Annotated in this window: 8 protein-coding genes; 6 read left to right on the plus strand and 2 right to left on the minus strand. The window is 43.1% G+C overall.

Annotation, left to right across the window (positions count from 1 at the left end):
- Nucleotides 1-957 precede the first annotated feature (957 nt).
- The 6 genes from H524_RS0101120 (at nucleotide 958) to H524_RS16165 (ending at nucleotide 13,910) form a co-directional block, all read left to right on the plus strand.
- On the plus strand, nucleotides 958-1,665 hold the full coding sequence (locus H524_RS0101120; RefSeq protein WP_027938902.1) for a 5'-methylthioadenosine/adenosylhomocysteine nucleosidase: 708 nt from the start codon (nucleotides 958-960) through the stop codon (nucleotides 1,663-1,665).
- 263 nt (nucleotides 1,666-1,928) lie between these two features.
- Entirely contained in the window at nucleotides 1,929-3,074 is a 1,146-nt protein-coding gene (locus H524_RS13560; RefSeq protein ID WP_044121186.1) for a cobalamin biosynthesis protein CobD/CbiB, read from the plus strand.
- Nucleotides 3,075-3,139: 65 nt separating this feature from the next.
- A complete protein-coding gene (locus H524_RS0101130; protein ID WP_027938903.1) occupies nucleotides 3,140-3,784 on the plus strand; it encodes a Smr/MutS family protein in 645 nt (214 codons plus the stop codon).
- Between the two features lie 928 nt (nucleotides 3,785-4,712).
- Entirely contained in the window at nucleotides 4,713-8,810 is a 4,098-nt protein-coding gene (locus tag H524_RS16160; RefSeq protein ID WP_052338828.1) for a S6 family peptidase, read from the plus strand.
- A 737-nt stretch (nucleotides 8,811-9,547) separates the two neighbouring features.
- Nucleotides 9,548-9,778: a hypothetical protein gene (locus tag H524_RS0101140; protein ID WP_027938904.1), complete on the plus strand. Its 231-nt coding sequence runs from the start codon at nucleotides 9,548-9,550 to the stop codon at nucleotides 9,776-9,778.
- Nucleotides 9,779-9,794: 16 nt separating this feature from the next.
- The gene (locus tag H524_RS16165; protein ID WP_052338829.1) at nucleotides 9,795-13,910 is read left to right on the plus strand and encodes a S6 family peptidase; all 4,116 of its coding nucleotides are present in this window, start codon (nucleotides 9,795-9,797) and stop codon (nucleotides 13,908-13,910) included.
- Nucleotides 13,911-14,241: 331 nt separating this feature from the next.
- Here the strand turns inward: H524_RS16165 and H524_RS16170 are convergent, their stop codons facing one another.
- The gene (locus H524_RS16170) at nucleotides 14,242-14,772 is read right to left on the minus strand and encodes a VC2046/SO_2500 family protein (RefSeq protein ID WP_169726110.1); all 531 of its coding nucleotides are present in this window, start codon (nucleotides 14,770-14,772) and stop codon (nucleotides 14,242-14,244) included.
- 809 nt (nucleotides 14,773-15,581) lie between these two features.
- A complete protein-coding gene (locus H524_RS0101155; RefSeq protein WP_027938906.1) occupies nucleotides 15,582-16,853 on the minus strand; it encodes a hypothetical protein in 1,272 nt (423 codons plus the stop codon).
- Between the last annotated feature and the right edge of the window lie 4 nt (nucleotides 16,854-16,857).

Consider the following 16,857-nt stretch of genomic DNA (forward strand, 5'->3'; position numbering starts at 1 on the left):
TTTGGGATTTTTTAGCAATTTTGTTGGAGCTATGAGCGCTTTTGTCAAATTCATCATTTCAGCTTGGGATCATCATCACTGAAATAAGGGAAAAAGACTCCTTTTTTAACCTGAGCAGCTACATTTTGATCTTTTCTAAGGCATGCAAAAACTTGATAGCTATCACATCCAAGCGCTACAATGGCCTTTAGCACATCATGTAAAAATACACTCAGATCTGAAACATAATCACACCGCTATTGGCAACTAAGTCTTTAAATGTGCACGAGCACATGAACTGCATATCCTCTCACTACAAAGATGCAAAAAATTATCAACTAGAGAACAATCATAGCCATTGCGGCGCTAGTAGCGCACCGATCTTGCACACAATTTCAGCACTTCCTCACAAGAGTTCTCTTTAGATTTCCGGCTATGTCAGATCATAAGATGTCCATAGCCTCTATCGCCCGCACAACCACTCACGATCTCAATGCCTAAAACTGCAGAGCAACTGCCCCTTTTCCCTCGTGCTCTCAAGGCTAGCCTAAGAAAAGTCTGGCAAGATCACCACTCTTAATAGCAACTTAATACTTACAGCCAAGATCGCCACTACAACTCACGACAAAGCAAGATAACAGATGCGGCGTTCTTGATGCGATTATGGCCACTGCTATCAAGCATCACTCCCTGGTCTTTTGCCAAGCGTTTCAACTTCGTATAGCCAAAGCATTTAGCCACTGACGCAGATACATATAGCCAAGGCATTTTGCTACCAACAGAACTACATATAGTCGTGGCATTTTGGCTACTGTTTATACTACGGGGCTTTATGTTGTACCCTTTAGAACATACAATAACGGCTAAGCTATTAAGGCTAAATTATCAACTGACACCATCTACAATAAGATCTTCGTCAGTTATCTGTTTGTCTTTGGTATCTGGCTAGCTAGACTGCCACTTAATCAGGAAACACGTATGCGTATCGGTATTATTGGTCCTATGGAAGAAGAGGTTACCCTCTTAAAAGCAGCTATTGAGAATCAGAGCGTCGTAAATATCGGCAACCGTGATTACATCAGTGGTTCATACAGCGGACATGAGGTTGTCTTAGTTAAGTCAGGTATCGGTACTGTCTGTGCTGCAGAGGCTGCTTTAACCTTAGCATTGCACTTTAAGTGCGACGCTATCATTAACTCAGGTTGCGCCGGTGGTATTGGTCCAGGCCTTAAGATTGGCGATATCGTGATCTCCAATAAGCTTGCCTACCATGACTTTGATCTTAAGATCTTTGGTTACAAGCGTGGTCAGGTGCCTTCATATGAGCAGTACTTCAATGCTGATCATGCTCTGATCGCTAAGGCTGAGGCTGTTGCCGCTAAGCTCAAGTCTGATGAGGGCTTTGAGCCAAATGTATGCACTGGTGACGTATTAACAGGCGATCAGTTCATTGCCAATAAGCCACTGTGTGTTGCTATGCGCGAAGACTTCCCTGAGGCTATGGTTACTGAGATGGAAGGTGCTGCAGTTGCTCATGTTTGCAGCGACTTTAAGGTTCCTTTCTTAGTCATCCGTTCTGTATCTGACACTGCTGATGGCGATAGTCCAAAGGTCTTTGATGAGTTTGTACAGCTTGCTGCTGATAACAGTGCTAAGCTGCTCTTAGCTTTAATCAAGGCCATGTAATCAAAGCTAGCTCTTAGCTAGCTTTTATAACTACTAAAGGCTCAAGCTCACACGGTATATGGCTTTAACATGGCTCTATTAGGCCCGTGCTATAAGATCTTGATTAACGAGCGAAAGCTAAACAGCTTATCGCTCTATACATAAGGTCATAAGCTGTTTTGATGCGCTTGAGCTTTGCTGTACATCTAAGGTAAAGCTAACAATGAGGAAAGACCATTAATGCACATAGCAAAGAGCTTATGCACAATTTGGTCTTTTAGAATATGAATCCACCGATCAATCTCACCTTACCGCTTGATGCTGAGGATGTATCAGCAGCTCTTAATCTAGGCTCTAGCAAAGTTGATGAAGTATCAGTTGATCTCATGGGATCAGGCAAGGCTGATCTTCTTGGTAGCTATCAAACTCAACAGAGCACCGCACAATCTAGCACCTCTACAGAGATCGCGTGGGATCAACTCTTTAATCAAGGACAATTTGATCCATGGATCTTAATTCAAGAGCCTGCCTTAGTCTTAGCTGTAGCCGTAGTGCTGCAGATGCTCATACCTATTCCTAAGAGCTTAAAGCTTGAAGGTCTAGCCCCTATCTTCACTGGACTTGCACGTAAGGTTAACCGCCCCGGCATCTCCACATCACAAAGAGCTTTTGCAGGATTTATTCTGCCTACGCTGATTTTGTTTGTAGTCATGTTCTTGGTATTTACCCTGGACATCATCTCTGACTTTGACTACATCATATCTTTAGTTGTGATGTTCTTAGTTCTTGATCTTAAGTTTGTTCAAGATCGCTCAGTCGTAGTGTATCGTGCTCTTCATGAGGGCTTTAAAGATAAAGCTAAAGACCTACTGTCGGATATTGTGCTCAGAGAGACACAGCCTTTATCTGAAATGGGCATTGCTAAAGCTTGTAGCGAGAGTGCCATTCTGCGCATCTTTAGCGGCTGGTTTGCAGTAATGGTCTGGTATTTCATCGCCGGCATTGAGGGCGCTACCTTGATGCAGACAGTAAATATCATGTCCCGCAGCTTTAACTATAAGTTACAAGGCAACTATCGCTTTGGCAAACCAATCTTTATTGTGCACCAGACTTTACTGTTTATTCCTGCCATAGTGCTCATGTTCGTCTTAGTATTTTCTAAAAACCCAATTAGACATGTAGTATGCGGCTTTGATGGATTTTCCAGATACCCTGCACCTGTATCAGGTATGGTACTTGGCGCTGTAGGCGGTGCTTTAAATCTCACTTTGGGCGGCCCTCGCTATTACCAAGGTGAAATCTTGCGCCTACCAAAAGTTGGAGGTGAACTTAATCCAGATCGTCAGTCTATACTTTACTCTATGCGAAAGATTAGAATGTGCGGTCTGATTCTCTTAGTATTAAGCGTTATCATCGACCTTAATATCTAAGATAGATACCAAATCAAGACGATTGTTCATAGCTTAATTCCTATAACTTCAGCTGGATACTATTCATGGCAAATTCAGAAAATAACGACTTTTCCTTTGAGGATCTGCTTAAAGAGGAAGTCATTCAAAATATCGACAATATCGATCTTGCTGAACAGTTAGGCAAAGTCACTAGGATTGAACAAGACAAGATCGAAGTACGCGCCCCAAGCATGGACAAAGAAGAGTCCAGAATCAAAAAGGAGGCGGCTGTACGTGACACTAAAGAGGAGAGCATCGACTATTTCTCCTCTACGCATGTGCCAATGGTTGCGCCTACCGAGGTGCTTGCATACAGAAGTAATGGAGCCCAACCTTTCCTTCTTAAAAAGCTTAAAAACGGAGAATACCGTGAGGCTGACTTTATCGACTTGCATGGCAAGACTACTGAAGAGGCCTACGAGTTTACCCGTCGCTTTATCATGCACGCTCGCAAAGAAGGATTCCGCTGTGTTCTGATCATTCATGGTAAGGGTGAACGAGAGCATTTAAAGCGTAAAGCAACCTTAAAGAGCTACGTTGCTCACTGGCTTAGACAAATGCCTGAAGTCTTAGCCTACCACTCTGCTCCTGAGTGGAAAGGTGGTACTGGTGCTGTTATGGTGATCTTAAAGAAAGGCGATAAAGAGTCAGATGACAACCGCGAGTTACACGCACTAAGAACTCGCTAGCTAACGCCTAGAGCCTCTATATAAATGAGACTATCCCCTTAGATGCCTTTGGGCATCTAAGGTATTAATCTTCCTGCCTAACCTTTGCGCATCAACGGTATCGCTTCGTCTACCCTAACCTCTGCTAATCAAAGGTATTGATGCTTCTGCCCTAACCTTTGCGCATCAACGGTATCGCTGCGTCTACCCTAACCTTTGCGCATCAACGGTATCGATGCGTCTACCCTAACCTCTGCTAATCAAAGGTATTGATGCTTCTGCCATAGCTTTTGCTCATCAGAGTAAGCCCATCTTTTTATCCATTTACATATTGTCTTAATAATATCGGTGCACTCATCTTTGACGAGAAACATCAGTTAAATCGTTGTAGCTAGACAATACTGATAAATACTTTGTGCATTTTTATATATTGGGAAAAACTGACTTAGATCACGTCAGTTGGTAGTGATTCTTAAGACACCCGCCATTTACTGCAAATAAAACAGATATACAGGCCATTTTTGATACGACAAAGACAAAACCGTGCTTGATACAACATAATACACATACTGTTTTATATATTTTGACTGTCAATCATAGATATAACGACTGTCATATATTTTATATATGAATGTAAATCAAGAAATCGATGGCCTTAAAACAATTCTTAACCAAGAATCTCGCACCGTAAGCTTAAGTGTGTATCTAGATAATTGGTACTCTCCGCGTACCATTTCACAGCAACCTCATAGTTGTTGGCTTGTATGCACTTTTTATACTAAAGCGTCACTACTCAGTCGTGCCTTCTATTGTCTTGCGAGCAGACACTCTCTGCTAGGATGCGACTTATAGCCTTTTTTCTAGGTTTGCTGTTTTTGCAAAGAAGAGAGAGTTGTACTAATGCCTTTCCTAAGTAGGCATTAGAGCTAGATTTATTAAGGCTTGTCCTGTGAAGATTCCAACAAAGTCAAAGTCCGTCCGTATTAAGCCAGAGATCCCTTTTAAGCCATGGGCTGTTATTCTGCCTACCTTGCTGGTAGCTACAGTGCATGATGCCAATGCGCTGCAACTAGACATACGTAATCACTGGGTACGTGACTACCTAGACCTTGCACAAAATAAAGGTGTTTTTGAGCGCGGCGCTACTGGTATTGAGATCATGCGTAAGGATGGCACCATCCTTAAGCTGCCAGATGTACCATTCCCTGATATGGGTGTTGTTGCCAATCAAGGCTCATCAACCTCTATTGGCGGTGCCTACTCTGTTACGGCCACACATAACAAAAAATATGGACCTTGGCATGTGTCAGTTGGCAAACCAGAGTGGGGCAAAACTACCTATTACGCTCAGTCAGACATTCATGTAGACCACCAAAGCGGCAGAGGTGACTTTTCTGCTATTCGCTTAGACAAGTTTGTTGTGGAAACACGTGGCGTTGAAGGCATTGAGACAAATCTTACTGATGCAGAGTTTGTCGAGCGCTATGGTGTGATGTATGAGGGCAAGAAGCAAGTAATTGCTTATCGTGCCGGCTCTGGCATGTTCTCTTTGCAAGATAAGAATGGCAAGACCGACTATCGTGATGTCTCATATAAGCCTGAGCTCCTCGGTGGTTCTTTCTTTACTTTAAGAGGGCAAGGTCGCGGCTCTGAATGGATTGATTTCCAGAACTTTAAGTCACTATCTAATACCACTACCACTGGCGATAGCGGCTCTGGTGTCCTTATTTGGGATAATCAAAAGCAAAAATGGGTAATTGCTGGTGTACTTTTCGGTATCTTAGGCAATAGCCAAGTCACTTTCTTTAGATATGGCAAGTGGAATCAAAAAGTCGTAGATGAATTAAAAGCTAGACACACCCATAAGATTGCTCTTGCAAACCAAACACTTACCTTCGATGATACCGAGATGCGTAAGTACTCCATTGGTCAAGCCGCTGCAGAGACCTTTGGTGACAAGAAAGATCTATCATTTACTGGCGGTGGCACCATCAACTTAAAGCAGAATCTGCATTTAGGCATTGGTGGTCTGATCTTCGATAGCAACAATGACTACATTGTTAACGGCGATTCCTTTTCATACAAGGGTGCCGGCATTGATATTGGAAAAGGCAGTACCTTAAAGTGGAACGCTAAAGGTGTTGCTAATGAAAACCTCCACAAGATTGGCGAAGGCACCTTAGAGGTCAACGTCACTCAAGGTGGCAACTTAAAGGTTGGCGATGGCAAGGTCATTCTTAAAGCTGATAAGAGCTTTAACAATATCTACATGGCCAATGGTTACGCCACTGTTAAGCTCGACACACAAAACGCCTTAAATACCGGCGATGGCCGCAACGGTATTTTCTTTGCCCGTCATGGCGGTACCTTAGATATCAATGGTTTTTCTCAAACTTTTGAGCGTATTGCCGCATCAGATGAAGGCGCAATTGTCACTAATACTGCCAATCAAATTGCAAACATCAACTTTAAGCTTCCTAAATGGTCATATGCCTATCATGGACAATTCAAGGGCAAGCTAAATGTAAATCATAAGTTTGCTGATGAAGTTAGCGATGAGATTAAGCATAAAGAACGTCATCTGATCTTAGATGGCAATGTCGATATTGATGGCGATCTCTCTGTTCAAAATGCCAAGCTCACTATGCAGGGTCTGCCTGTTACCCATTCATACTTTGGTGTGGCTAAATGCGGTAATCCTGCAATATTCCCATGTCAAAGAGACTATGTCCAAAATATTAAGGATAAAGAGCAGGCAGATAATAATAAATACGGCAGTCATTATAAGAGCAACAATCAGATCAACTCTTTTGATCAGCCTGACTGGAAGCAGCGTACTTTTAAGTTTAAGAACTTAAACTTAGACAATGCAGCCTTAGGCGTTGGCCGTAATACCACCTTGTTAACTGACATCAATGCGGTCAGTTCCACCATTCAATTTGGTGGTGATGTAGCCACTTTCCGTGACAATCACGCAGGTGACAATGTTACCGGCTTTGACTTTAGACAAAACCTCATTGAGGGTAAGTCTATAGACAATGAGAGCATCTACTACGAAGGTGCAATCACTGCTAGAGACTCTAAGATCACCTCTTATGCTAAAACCATGGCAGCATCCTTTGATCTTAGCAATAACTCAGTATTTGAGGCTAAAGATAAGGATAGCGTTACCCGCATTTTAGATGCTGGCATTAAGGTAAAAGACAGCTCCAAGTTAATCTTAGGCGACATCTTTGTTGAGAAGACTAAAAGAGATATCGTCATCGAAAAAGATGATAACGCCACTCTCTCAATTGAAGATGTTATCGTCACTGAGGCCTCTTTAACCTTACCTGATGGCGCGGTTAAAGGAAGTCTTAATGCTTACAAAGATGCCTCAATCAATGTAAAAAACTGGACTTTAACTAATAACAACCTAGCCTCTCATGACAATGGTGTCATTAACATCAAGTCCTTAGAAGTGCTAGGTAAACAAGACGTTGGCAGCGCCAATATCTATGTTAAAGATCGCATGGTGATGAAGGATGTTAACCCTAACTCTCTCAACTCAAATGACAGCGGGTGGGTTGGTCTTAACGTCAATGAGCTTACCTTTGGTCGCGATTCTCAGATCTCAGCTGAGTTTTCCAATGACTTCCTGTCATTAGCTAACTTAAGCTTAGATAAGGAACATACTTTAATTCAGGCCAACAAACTTACTGATGACCGTTTAAAGTCAAAGATCGACTTTACCCTTCAAGGTAAGGCTGTTAATGCCATTAGCAAAATAGATGGCAACAAGATCAGCTTTACCCTTAAGGATAGCTACTTCGATCCAGACCACGGCAATGGTGGTCCAGGCTTTGGTAAACCTGAAGATGACAAACTGCTCAACGACTTTTTCTACAGCCCAGTTGGCTATGAGTTCTTAGAACAGAACAAGTCAGAAAATGCTGTTGAGGTAATTACCTCTATTCTTGAGCACAATGCATCTTCACCAAATAAGTACCAAGAAGCAGCAATTAAAGATGCCTTATCCATGACTGATGTTGAGGCCGGTGTTGAAGCGTTAAACAACATTGTTAGCCGTACTGAAACATCCTTTGATAAGACAGCTAAGAACATTAACCAAGATACCTTAACCCGTCCGATTCGCAATGTAGTTGACTCACGTTTGGCTTCACTGCGTCGTGGTGCTTATAAAGGTTTAGCTCAATACGCTCCTGTAGCTGCTTTAGGAGACAGCTTTGATGGTGCCAAGATCTCAGATCACAAGATTGCTAATAATAGCGTCTATATGGACATGAGTGGCGGTATTGAGAAGAATGGCTCTTATGAGGAAAACGTACTTAGCTCAAACGTAGGTTATGACCACGTATTGAAGCTTGGCAATGATCGTCTAGTCCTCGGTGCTGCAGGTACTGTAACTCAGGTTAACAAGAAAGATGTGGGTTCAAAGGATGAAGGTCTGATGTACTCACTAAGTGGTTATCTTTCTTTTGAACAAAAAGAAGGCTTTGAGTTGCAAAGCTATCTGACCGCTGGCTACCTGATGAACGATCGTACTTTCATACCAGAGATTTCATTAGGCGAACAGAAGTTTGATGAGAAGAGTTGGGTGCTCATGAGCTCCAACTACTTTAAGTACCACTTTAGAACAGGCAACTTAAGCATTAAGCCTATGCTTCTTGCTGATGTAGGCTGGAATAAGACTTCTGACAGTGAATCAACTTACTTCAAGCGTGAGGGCTTTGCTGAGACTACTGTAGACTTTGGTGCTGGTCTTGAGATTGAAGGCTTTAATGAGGATATGGGTTATCTCTTCCAATTTACAGCCAAGAAGAACATCTACTCTTCAGAAGATAGTGTTGGAATTAACCTCAAGAACTCAGATGGCTTTATCTCTTATGGCTTATCAGAACGTAACGACATTCGCTTCTCTGCCAACGCCATGATTTCCAAGCGTATTAGTACCGATATTATGATGGACTTTGGTATCGGTGCTACAGCCAACACTAATGGTGCTTACGGCCTCAACGCCAACAGCCGTATCCGTTGGCTCTTCTAACGCTATACCATAACATCCTAAAGAAACTATTTATTGCTAATTGAGGTGTTGCTAGCCACAGCTGAGGCTGTGTCTTAGCAGCACCTCTTTATTTTTGCAAATCTTTATTTTTGCACCCCTTTGTTAAACACCTCAAAGCCCCTCCTGCTCTCAATGCCTTTCAAACTGATCACCTCACTTATCTAGCAAATCATCAAACTTATCAAGTTGATCACACCACTTACATAGCGCATCGCATACTGACATTTGAAGGCCACATATAAGTTCTATATCCACTCCCAATTTTTGGCTTTTGTACAGACGTTATTAAACTGTTTGTATGTAAACTAGATATAAAATATAGCATTAATACAATCATTTTTAGACAAATGTTATGTAGTCTATTCTGTGTATATCTAGGTCTTTGTTACACTCAAAAGAGTTTGGCAAATGGCACTAATACGGCTTTTATTGCAATTATGTATCACTTTTAACATGTAAAGTTTGAATAGGCTTTTTTAAGCCTTTCATACGGCATATAAGCCATTATTTTAGCCATGCCTAGCCCTCGTGGTTTTATCCGTACTCCTCGTGGGGTTATCCGTACTATGTATGGGTTTATCCGTTTTTTTGCTGTCAAAAACGACAGCTTTTAATCTTTGCAAGGTACCTGATAGACACTCCCTCGTAAGACACAGATGCCTATATGGAAATAAAGCAGCTTGCTTTACCACTTAGGCAACTTCAGAGCTTACTGCATGAGTGAAGTGCAATGCTTGCACTTAATCGCTTATGAGTTAATCAGTGCCGCCACGCCTTCAGCAGATTCAAAAGTGATTAAGACTCTTGTTCTTGTTGTTGTTCTTAGTACGTTTGGGCTTACTTTAGTTCTAGCTGCTGAGTATATGCAGGTGATCACCTTACTGCTGTTTGGTATTGAGTTTTCAGAGTTTGCTCTCGCGTCAGCTAAAGAGGCGCGGGATCAGTAATAAGGCCCGATTGAAGATGAAGACCTCTCCTAAGACACAATACGTCCGTATTAAGCCAGAACTACCTTTTAAACCATGGCTCTTAATTCTTCCTACTTTATTAGTTGCCACCGTTAATGACGCTAATGCGCTGCAGGTCAACATCCAAAATCACTGGATGCGCGACTACTTAGATATGGCGCAAAACAAAGGCATATTTGAACGTGGCGCTACCGGTCTTGAGATCAAGCGTAAAGACGGCACTGTTCTAAAGCTGCCTAATGTACCCTACCCTGATATGGGAGTTGTCTCTAACCAAGGTTCAGTCACCTCAATTGGTGGTGCCTACATGGTTACAGCTACCCACAATAAGAAATTCGGCCCATGGCATCACTCTGTACTAAATCCATCATGGGGCAACACTACCTACACTGCACAAGCAGGTGAAGTCTCAGTCGACTACGGCATTAAGAGCGCTGACTTTTCTGCTGTACGCTTAGATAAGTTCGTGGTTGAAACTCGTGGCGTTGGTGGAATCGACACTTCCTTAAGCTATGAGGATTTCGTCGACCGCTATGGCGTCATGATTGATGGCAAGAAGCAAGTTATTGCCTACCGTGCTGGTGCTGGCATGCTGTCAATCCAGGATAAGAACGGTAGAGTAGACTATAAGGATATCTCATACCGTCCAGAACTTTTAGGTGCCTCTTTCTATACTCTTAGTGATCTACGCAAGGGTACAGAGTGGATTAATTTTAAAAACATGAGTTCCCTTAGCAATATCACCACCACTGGTGATAGTGGCTCAGGTATCATGATTTGGGACAATCTAAACCAACAGTGGGTATCAGCTGGTGCTCTGCATGGCATTGCAAGCTCTAGCAAATTAACTTGGTTCATGTATGCTAAGTGGAATCAAGAGGCTGTAGATAAGCTTAAAAAACAGCACACCCATGAAGTTGCGCTTAACAAGGGTGAGCTGACTTTTGATAGCAACGATATCCACAAGTACACCATTGGTGGAACCGCTGGTCAATTTGAGGATCGCAAAGATCTCTCATTTACCGGTGGCGGTACCATTAACCTCACTAAAGACCTGCATTTAGGTATTGGCGGCCTTATCTTTGATAAAGACAACAATTATGTAGTCAAAGGCGAGAGCTTCTCTTACAAGGGCGCAGGTATCGACATTGGCAAGGGATCAACCTTAGAGTGGAACGTGAAGGGTGTTGCGGGTGACAATCTCCATAAGATTGGCCAAGGCACCATGAATGTGAACGTCACTCAGGGCAACAACCTCAAGGTTGGCGATGGTACTGTGGTGCTTAAGGCTGAAAAGAGCTTTAACAACATTCACATGACCAATGGCTATGCCACTGTAAAGCTCGATCATGATAAGGCTTTAAATACGGATAATGGCCGCAACGGTATCTACTTTGCGCGTCATGGCGGTACCTTAGATGTTAATGGCCATAGCTTAACTTTTGAGCAGATCGCTGCAGCAGATGACGGTGCGACTATCACCAACACCAATGAGAGCACTCGCGCTGACATCAACTTTAACCTAAAGGCACCTTACGCCTATCACGGAAACTTTAACGGCAACCTCAACGTTAAGCATGAGTTTAACGATAAGGTCGACGATGAGACCTTGCACAATAAGCGCAACCTCATCTTAGATGGCGACGTGATGATCAAGGGCGATATCTCAGTTAAGAATGCCAAGCTCACCATGCAAGGTCTGCCTGTTACTCACGCAACTTTTGGTGAGGCAAAGTGCAATCTAGGCCCATTCCAAATCCCTTGTGCCAAAGACTATGTAAACGACATCAAGAACAAAGAGAACGAGGCTAATAACAAGCACAACTCTCACTACATGAGCAACAATCAGCGCAATGACTTTAGTCAGCCTGATTGGAAGCAACGCACCTTCATGTTCGATAACTTAAAGCTTGATGGTGCTGCTTTAGCTGTAGGTCGCAACACTAATCTCTTTACCAATATTGATGCTAAAGACTCCAAGATTCAATTTGGTGGCAACATCAAGACTTTCCGTGACAACTACGCTGGCGATAACGTAACTGGCTTTGACTTTAGACAAGACCTCAAAGAAGGTGAATCCATCTTAGATGAAAGCATCTATTTTGAGGGTGATATCAAAGCTGACAACTCCACCATCACCTCTCACATGAAGATGATGTCCGCAAGCTTTGATCTATCACATGGCTCTAAGTTTACAGCCGTGGATAAGAACAGCCTGACTCGCATCCTCGACAAGGGTATCCATGTTAAGGACACTTCCTCATTAGAACTTGGCAATGTCTTTATCAGCCAAGCTCAAAAAGAAGTGGTCATTGAAAAAGATGAAAAAGCTACCCTTACCATGCAGAACGTGGACGTAACTAACGCCACAGTTAGACTGCCTGGACTGTCTGTACAAGGCACTTTAGCTGCTAACAGAAATGCTAATGTCTTTGTTGATCAGTGGAACTTACATGATGGCAATTTAGAGTCTAGCGACAACGGCATGATCAACATCGATACTCTCAATGTTGCAGGCATGCAGAAAGCTGAGAGCGCCAACATCACCGTTAATAAGCTGCTCCACATGAGCGACGTTAACCCAAATAAGCCACTGCCAGGTGCTCACGAGTGGGTGGGTCTGAGTGTTAACAACCTTACTTTAAAGCAAAACTCCAAGGTTACTGCAGAGTTTTCTAACGACTTCCTGTCGATTGCTAACTTAAGCCTCAACAAGCAGCATACTTTAATTCAGGCCAACGAGCTTAAAGATGAGCGCTCAAGCCATGACATTGCCTTCACTCTTAAGGGTGAGGCCGTGGGTGCAAACAGCAAGATTGAGGGCAATAAGGTCGTATTTACTCTGACTGATAACCGCTATGTGAAAAAGTCTAATGCCGGCTTTAGAAGCATGGGCTATGGCTTTGCTGCGATGCAGGATGATCGTCTCTTAGATGATGATACTTTCTACAGCCCAGTTGGCTATCAGTACATGCAAGAGGCTAAATCAGACACTCAAAAGGCTATCATTAACGCTATCGTACAGAACAATGATAAATCTGAGGACAAGTTCCAAGAGGCTGCCGTAATTGATGCTTTATCCATGTCTGATGTTGATGCAGGTGTTGAGGCCTTAAACAAGATTGCAGATCGTACTGAAAAGATCTTCGATCAAACTGCAAAAACCATCAATCCAGACAGCTACGTAAAGCCTATTCGTAATGTGGTCGACTCTCGTTTAGCCTCCTTACGTCGTGCAGCTTACAAGAGCGTGGCTCAGTATGCGCCAGTAGCTGGTGTCGGTGATTTCATGGAGATGTCCAAGATCTCTGATGCCCAAATGGCTAACCAGTCCATCTATGTGGATTTCAGTGGCGGTCTTGAGAAGAACGGTACCTTCAAAGAGAACGTATTAAGCTCTAACTTAGGTTATGACCACCTCTTTAGCTTTGACAAACAGCGCTTAGTTTTAGGTATTGCTGGCAGCGTAACTAGCCTCAATAAGGAAGATGTGGGCTCTAAAGATGAAGGCCTCATGTACAGCGCCACTGGCTATCTGTCTTTCGAGCAAAAGGAAGGCTTTGAGTTCCAGTCTTATCTGACTGCAGGTTACCTAAAGAATGATCGTACCTTCACTCCTGATATCTTCATCGGTGAGCAGAAGTTTGACGAGGATAGCTGGATCTTAATGAGCTCCAACTACTTTAAGTATCACTTTAGAACTGGCAACCTGAGCATTAAGCCAATGTTATTAGCTGACTTTGGTTGGAGCCACACCTCAGATAGCGAGTCTCAGTACTTTAAGCGCGACAGCCTCAACGACACCACCGTTGACTTCGGTGCTGGTCTTGAGATTGAAGGCTTTAATGAGGATATGGGTTACCTCTTACAATTTACTGCTAAGAAGAACATCTACAGCTCAGCTGACAGCATCGGTATTAACCTTAAGAACTCCGATGGCTACATCACTTACGGCATCAACGAGAAGGACGATGTACGCTTTGCAGCTAATGCCATGATCACCAAGCGTGTCAGTGAGGATATCCTGCTTGATTTAGGCTTAGGTGCCACCGCCAACACTAACGGCTCCAAGGGCATTAACGCAAGCACCCGTGTCCGCTGGATCTTCTAAACAACAAGCCTAAGGCCCACAAACCACAGCCGCAGCGAGCCTAGATTCTCTTGGCTTGCCTCGCAGCGCTAGGCCTTGCAATCTTATATTGCGCCACTAAACTTAGCGCTCTTGTATTTAAGCGCTAGGCCTAACGCGTTTGCCTTGACCTTGCACAAGTACAGCCATTAGATCAATTTAATGGCAGTCGGTGCGATATCAGGCGCTGTGAAGAAATTTAGGCGGCCTAAAACGAAAAAAGAGTACGGATCATGAACGATCGGTACTCTTTTTTTATTTGGTGGGCATCAACCCACTACTTTAGACACAGGGCTATTTGTCTAGAATTAGATTAGACCTTAGAGTCGATAAGAACCTTGGAGTGCTTAATTTCAGCAAGAACGTCCATGTTCTGACCTGAGCCTTGGAAGGTTTCATACTGCAGAATTTCACCTGCAAACTGCTTTCTAACCTTCTCTCTCTTTAAAGGTGCTAATTCAGCATATACCTCAGGTGCTAAGTCGCGCTTGAATGGTACGAGAGGCTCTTGTCTTAAGCATTCAGCTAAGAAAACCTGTGAACGACCAATCTCGGCATCTTCATGACCATGAATAATGTCGGCAAACTCTTGTCCGCGATCGAAGTCATCACTCTGAGCATACTTACGTACCTCAGGTAATAGACAGAACTTTGCTCTTAAATCTTCAGGAGCCTGACCCTCATCTGGGCCACGAGTCCAAGCAGCATCGGTTACATCAGGGGATAACATAGCTAACATGAGGTTAAAGTCAGTCTGATCACCCTCGTGCAGCGACTCATTGAGTCTTTGACCTAGCTGCAGTTCGTCTACAAGGTAGACGTCACGTAGTTCTTTTGAAATCATGATCTTAGCCCTTTTACGTATAAAGCTGTTAAGCACACTCACAGTGTTGCAGCACATATCGGAGTTGCTAGCAGCTGTAGTTGCTTTAACTAAAGTCCTAAGCTCTAGTTTGCTAAGAAGACACGAGTCTTCCTAACTATTCTAACGGATACATTTTTAGATATTTAGTACCACCGTGACAAAAGTTTCCGGTTTCGGTCACAATTTGCCATATATATGGGCTTTATGGCGGCAAATTTTGGCAAAAAATTTAGCAAACATTTTTTCTAAGCTTCACCAAAGATCAAAGATCACGGCTTTGCCATTAGCATAAAGGTGCATCTATACAGCCTCAAAAGATCACGCAGCCTTACCACACAAACATGATAAATAAGCCAATTCATAAGCCCACATCGTCTCAAAGATCAACGTTTTTTCCCATGCAGCATCAAGATCACCACTGCTATTTTATAGATCTTATGTTCAATGTAATGTTTCTTAGCCTCACCACTAAGATCACAGGTGATTACCCAGCTACCACCTTACTTGGATCTTGGCGTGGTATGCTCGTCATCCATCTTACTTGGGTCTGGGCGCGGTATGCTCGTCTACATCTTCTTACTTGGGGCTGGGCGCGGTATGCTCGTCTACATCTTCTTACTTGGGGCTGGGCTTGGCATGTGCGTCATCGCCCGCTCTAGGCAAGTGTTTTAGCCTAGCTATAAGAGCAGCAAAGCCCAAGGCATAAGATGCACTTGGGCTTTGCTTCGATGTGAGTTATGGCTTAAGCCTAGTCTTGCTAGCTAGACATTGCTAAGTCAACTGTATATCTAGATCTGAGAGGACTGCTTTAACGCTTCTGGAGCCTGTGAGCCGTCTTCTTTCATGAGCTTATTACGTAGCTCAATGAGATTCTTGGCCTTACTTTCTTGTGAATCAATGCCAGTAAGCTGACTGATGTATGAGGCACCCACGATGATTGGGTAAGCTACAGAAGTGTATCCAATTAACTCTTGTTGTTTATCTAAATACTCAAGCAGAGGTCTTTGACCAGATACATCAGGGCTTACGATTAATGAGGCTTGATCACCAGATAAATCTACACGCACTTCATTTTCATGCTCATCAGTAAATATCAGATCTCCAAGCTCAAGATCACTTAGTGCAACTAATGATGACTTATCGTTACTGGATGGCGCGTTGGTAAGTGTCATATCTCTCTTGAGTAGCGGCATATAGTCATACTCACTGATGAGGGTGGTGATCTCATCACTACCCTTGAGCTTAGTGCCACCAAAGATGCCGAAATTATCTTCATACAAAGTCTTACCGTACTCATTTAAAGCCATGTCATTAATATTAAAGACATTACTTGTCATCTTTAAAGTGAGTTTTAACTCTTTATCGTCACCACTAAGCTTAGTGATCTCGCTTAAGACTAAAGGAGCAAAAGCATTTTGCACTTGCTGCTCGTTCAAGGTTAATGTGGAGCTAAAGGTGCGTGAGTTTGGGCCAACCACATTAGCAAAACGTACATTCTCAAGTACATCATCATTGAACAGCGCTTTAGCCATGGCATAGTGGAAAGCATCTGCTGCCTTGCTATGTACTTGCATAGAGGTAATGTCTTCATTGTTGAAGACCTTTTGAATGAGCGAATCTTGATTTGGCTTATCTGCAGCAATCACTTGGCCGTTAAACTTGAGCTGAGCGTATGTAAGATCAAAGCTCTTATTCTTAAAGACATTAAAGGCAAACTCAGTTTGAAGAGTAAAGCCACTTTTGTTGAGCTGTTTAACAACTGCTTGCTTCTTGTCATCTGATGCTTCAGGTATGACCCAGGACACGACCAGTTCATTAGGCACAGTCGCGGTATATACCACTGCTGGCACATCAATACCGTTTAAAGTACGCTCATGCCAACTACCCTCTTTGGTATAAGCACACATTGAAAAAGCCTCACCAATACTCCTCTTTGCGTCAAAGTCTAAGTATCCATCCCTAACAACAGAGATATTGTCAGCGCCACATGCACTTAAAAGTATGGCAGCACTGCATCCTAATGCAGATAAGACGGATAAATTGCGTAAGCTTCTAGACATGGTA

It is taken from the genome of Anaerobiospirillum succiniciproducens DSM 6400 (genome assembly GCF_000482845.1).
Lineage (GTDB): Bacteria > Pseudomonadota > Gammaproteobacteria > Enterobacterales > Succinivibrionaceae > Anaerobiospirillum > Anaerobiospirillum succiniciproducens.

Bases quoted from the DNA above. Each gene is read 5' to 3' on its own strand.
- H524_RS0101155 (WP_027938906.1), bottom strand. From the start codon at position 16,853: ATGTCTAGAAGCTTACGCAATTTATCCGTCTTATCTGCATTAGGATGC.
- H524_RS13560 (WP_044121186.1), top strand. From the start codon at position 1,929: ATGAATCCACCGATCAATCTCACCTTACCGCTTGATGCTGAGGATGTA.
- H524_RS16165 (WP_052338829.1), top strand. From the start codon at position 9,795: ATGAAGACCTCTCCTAAGACACAATACGTCCGTATTAAGCCAGAACTA.
- H524_RS0101140 (WP_027938904.1), top strand. From the start codon at position 9,548: ATGAGTGAAGTGCAATGCTTGCACTTAATCGCTTATGAGTTAATCAGT.
- H524_RS0101120 (WP_027938902.1), top strand. From the start codon at position 958: ATGCGTATCGGTATTATTGGTCCTATGGAAGAAGAGGTTACCCTCTTA.
- H524_RS16170 (WP_169726110.1), bottom strand. From the start codon at position 14,772: ATGATTTCAAAAGAACTACGTGACGTCTACCTTGTAGACGAACTGCAG.
- H524_RS0101130 (WP_027938903.1), top strand. From the start codon at position 3,140: ATGGCAAATTCAGAAAATAACGACTTTTCCTTTGAGGATCTGCTTAAA.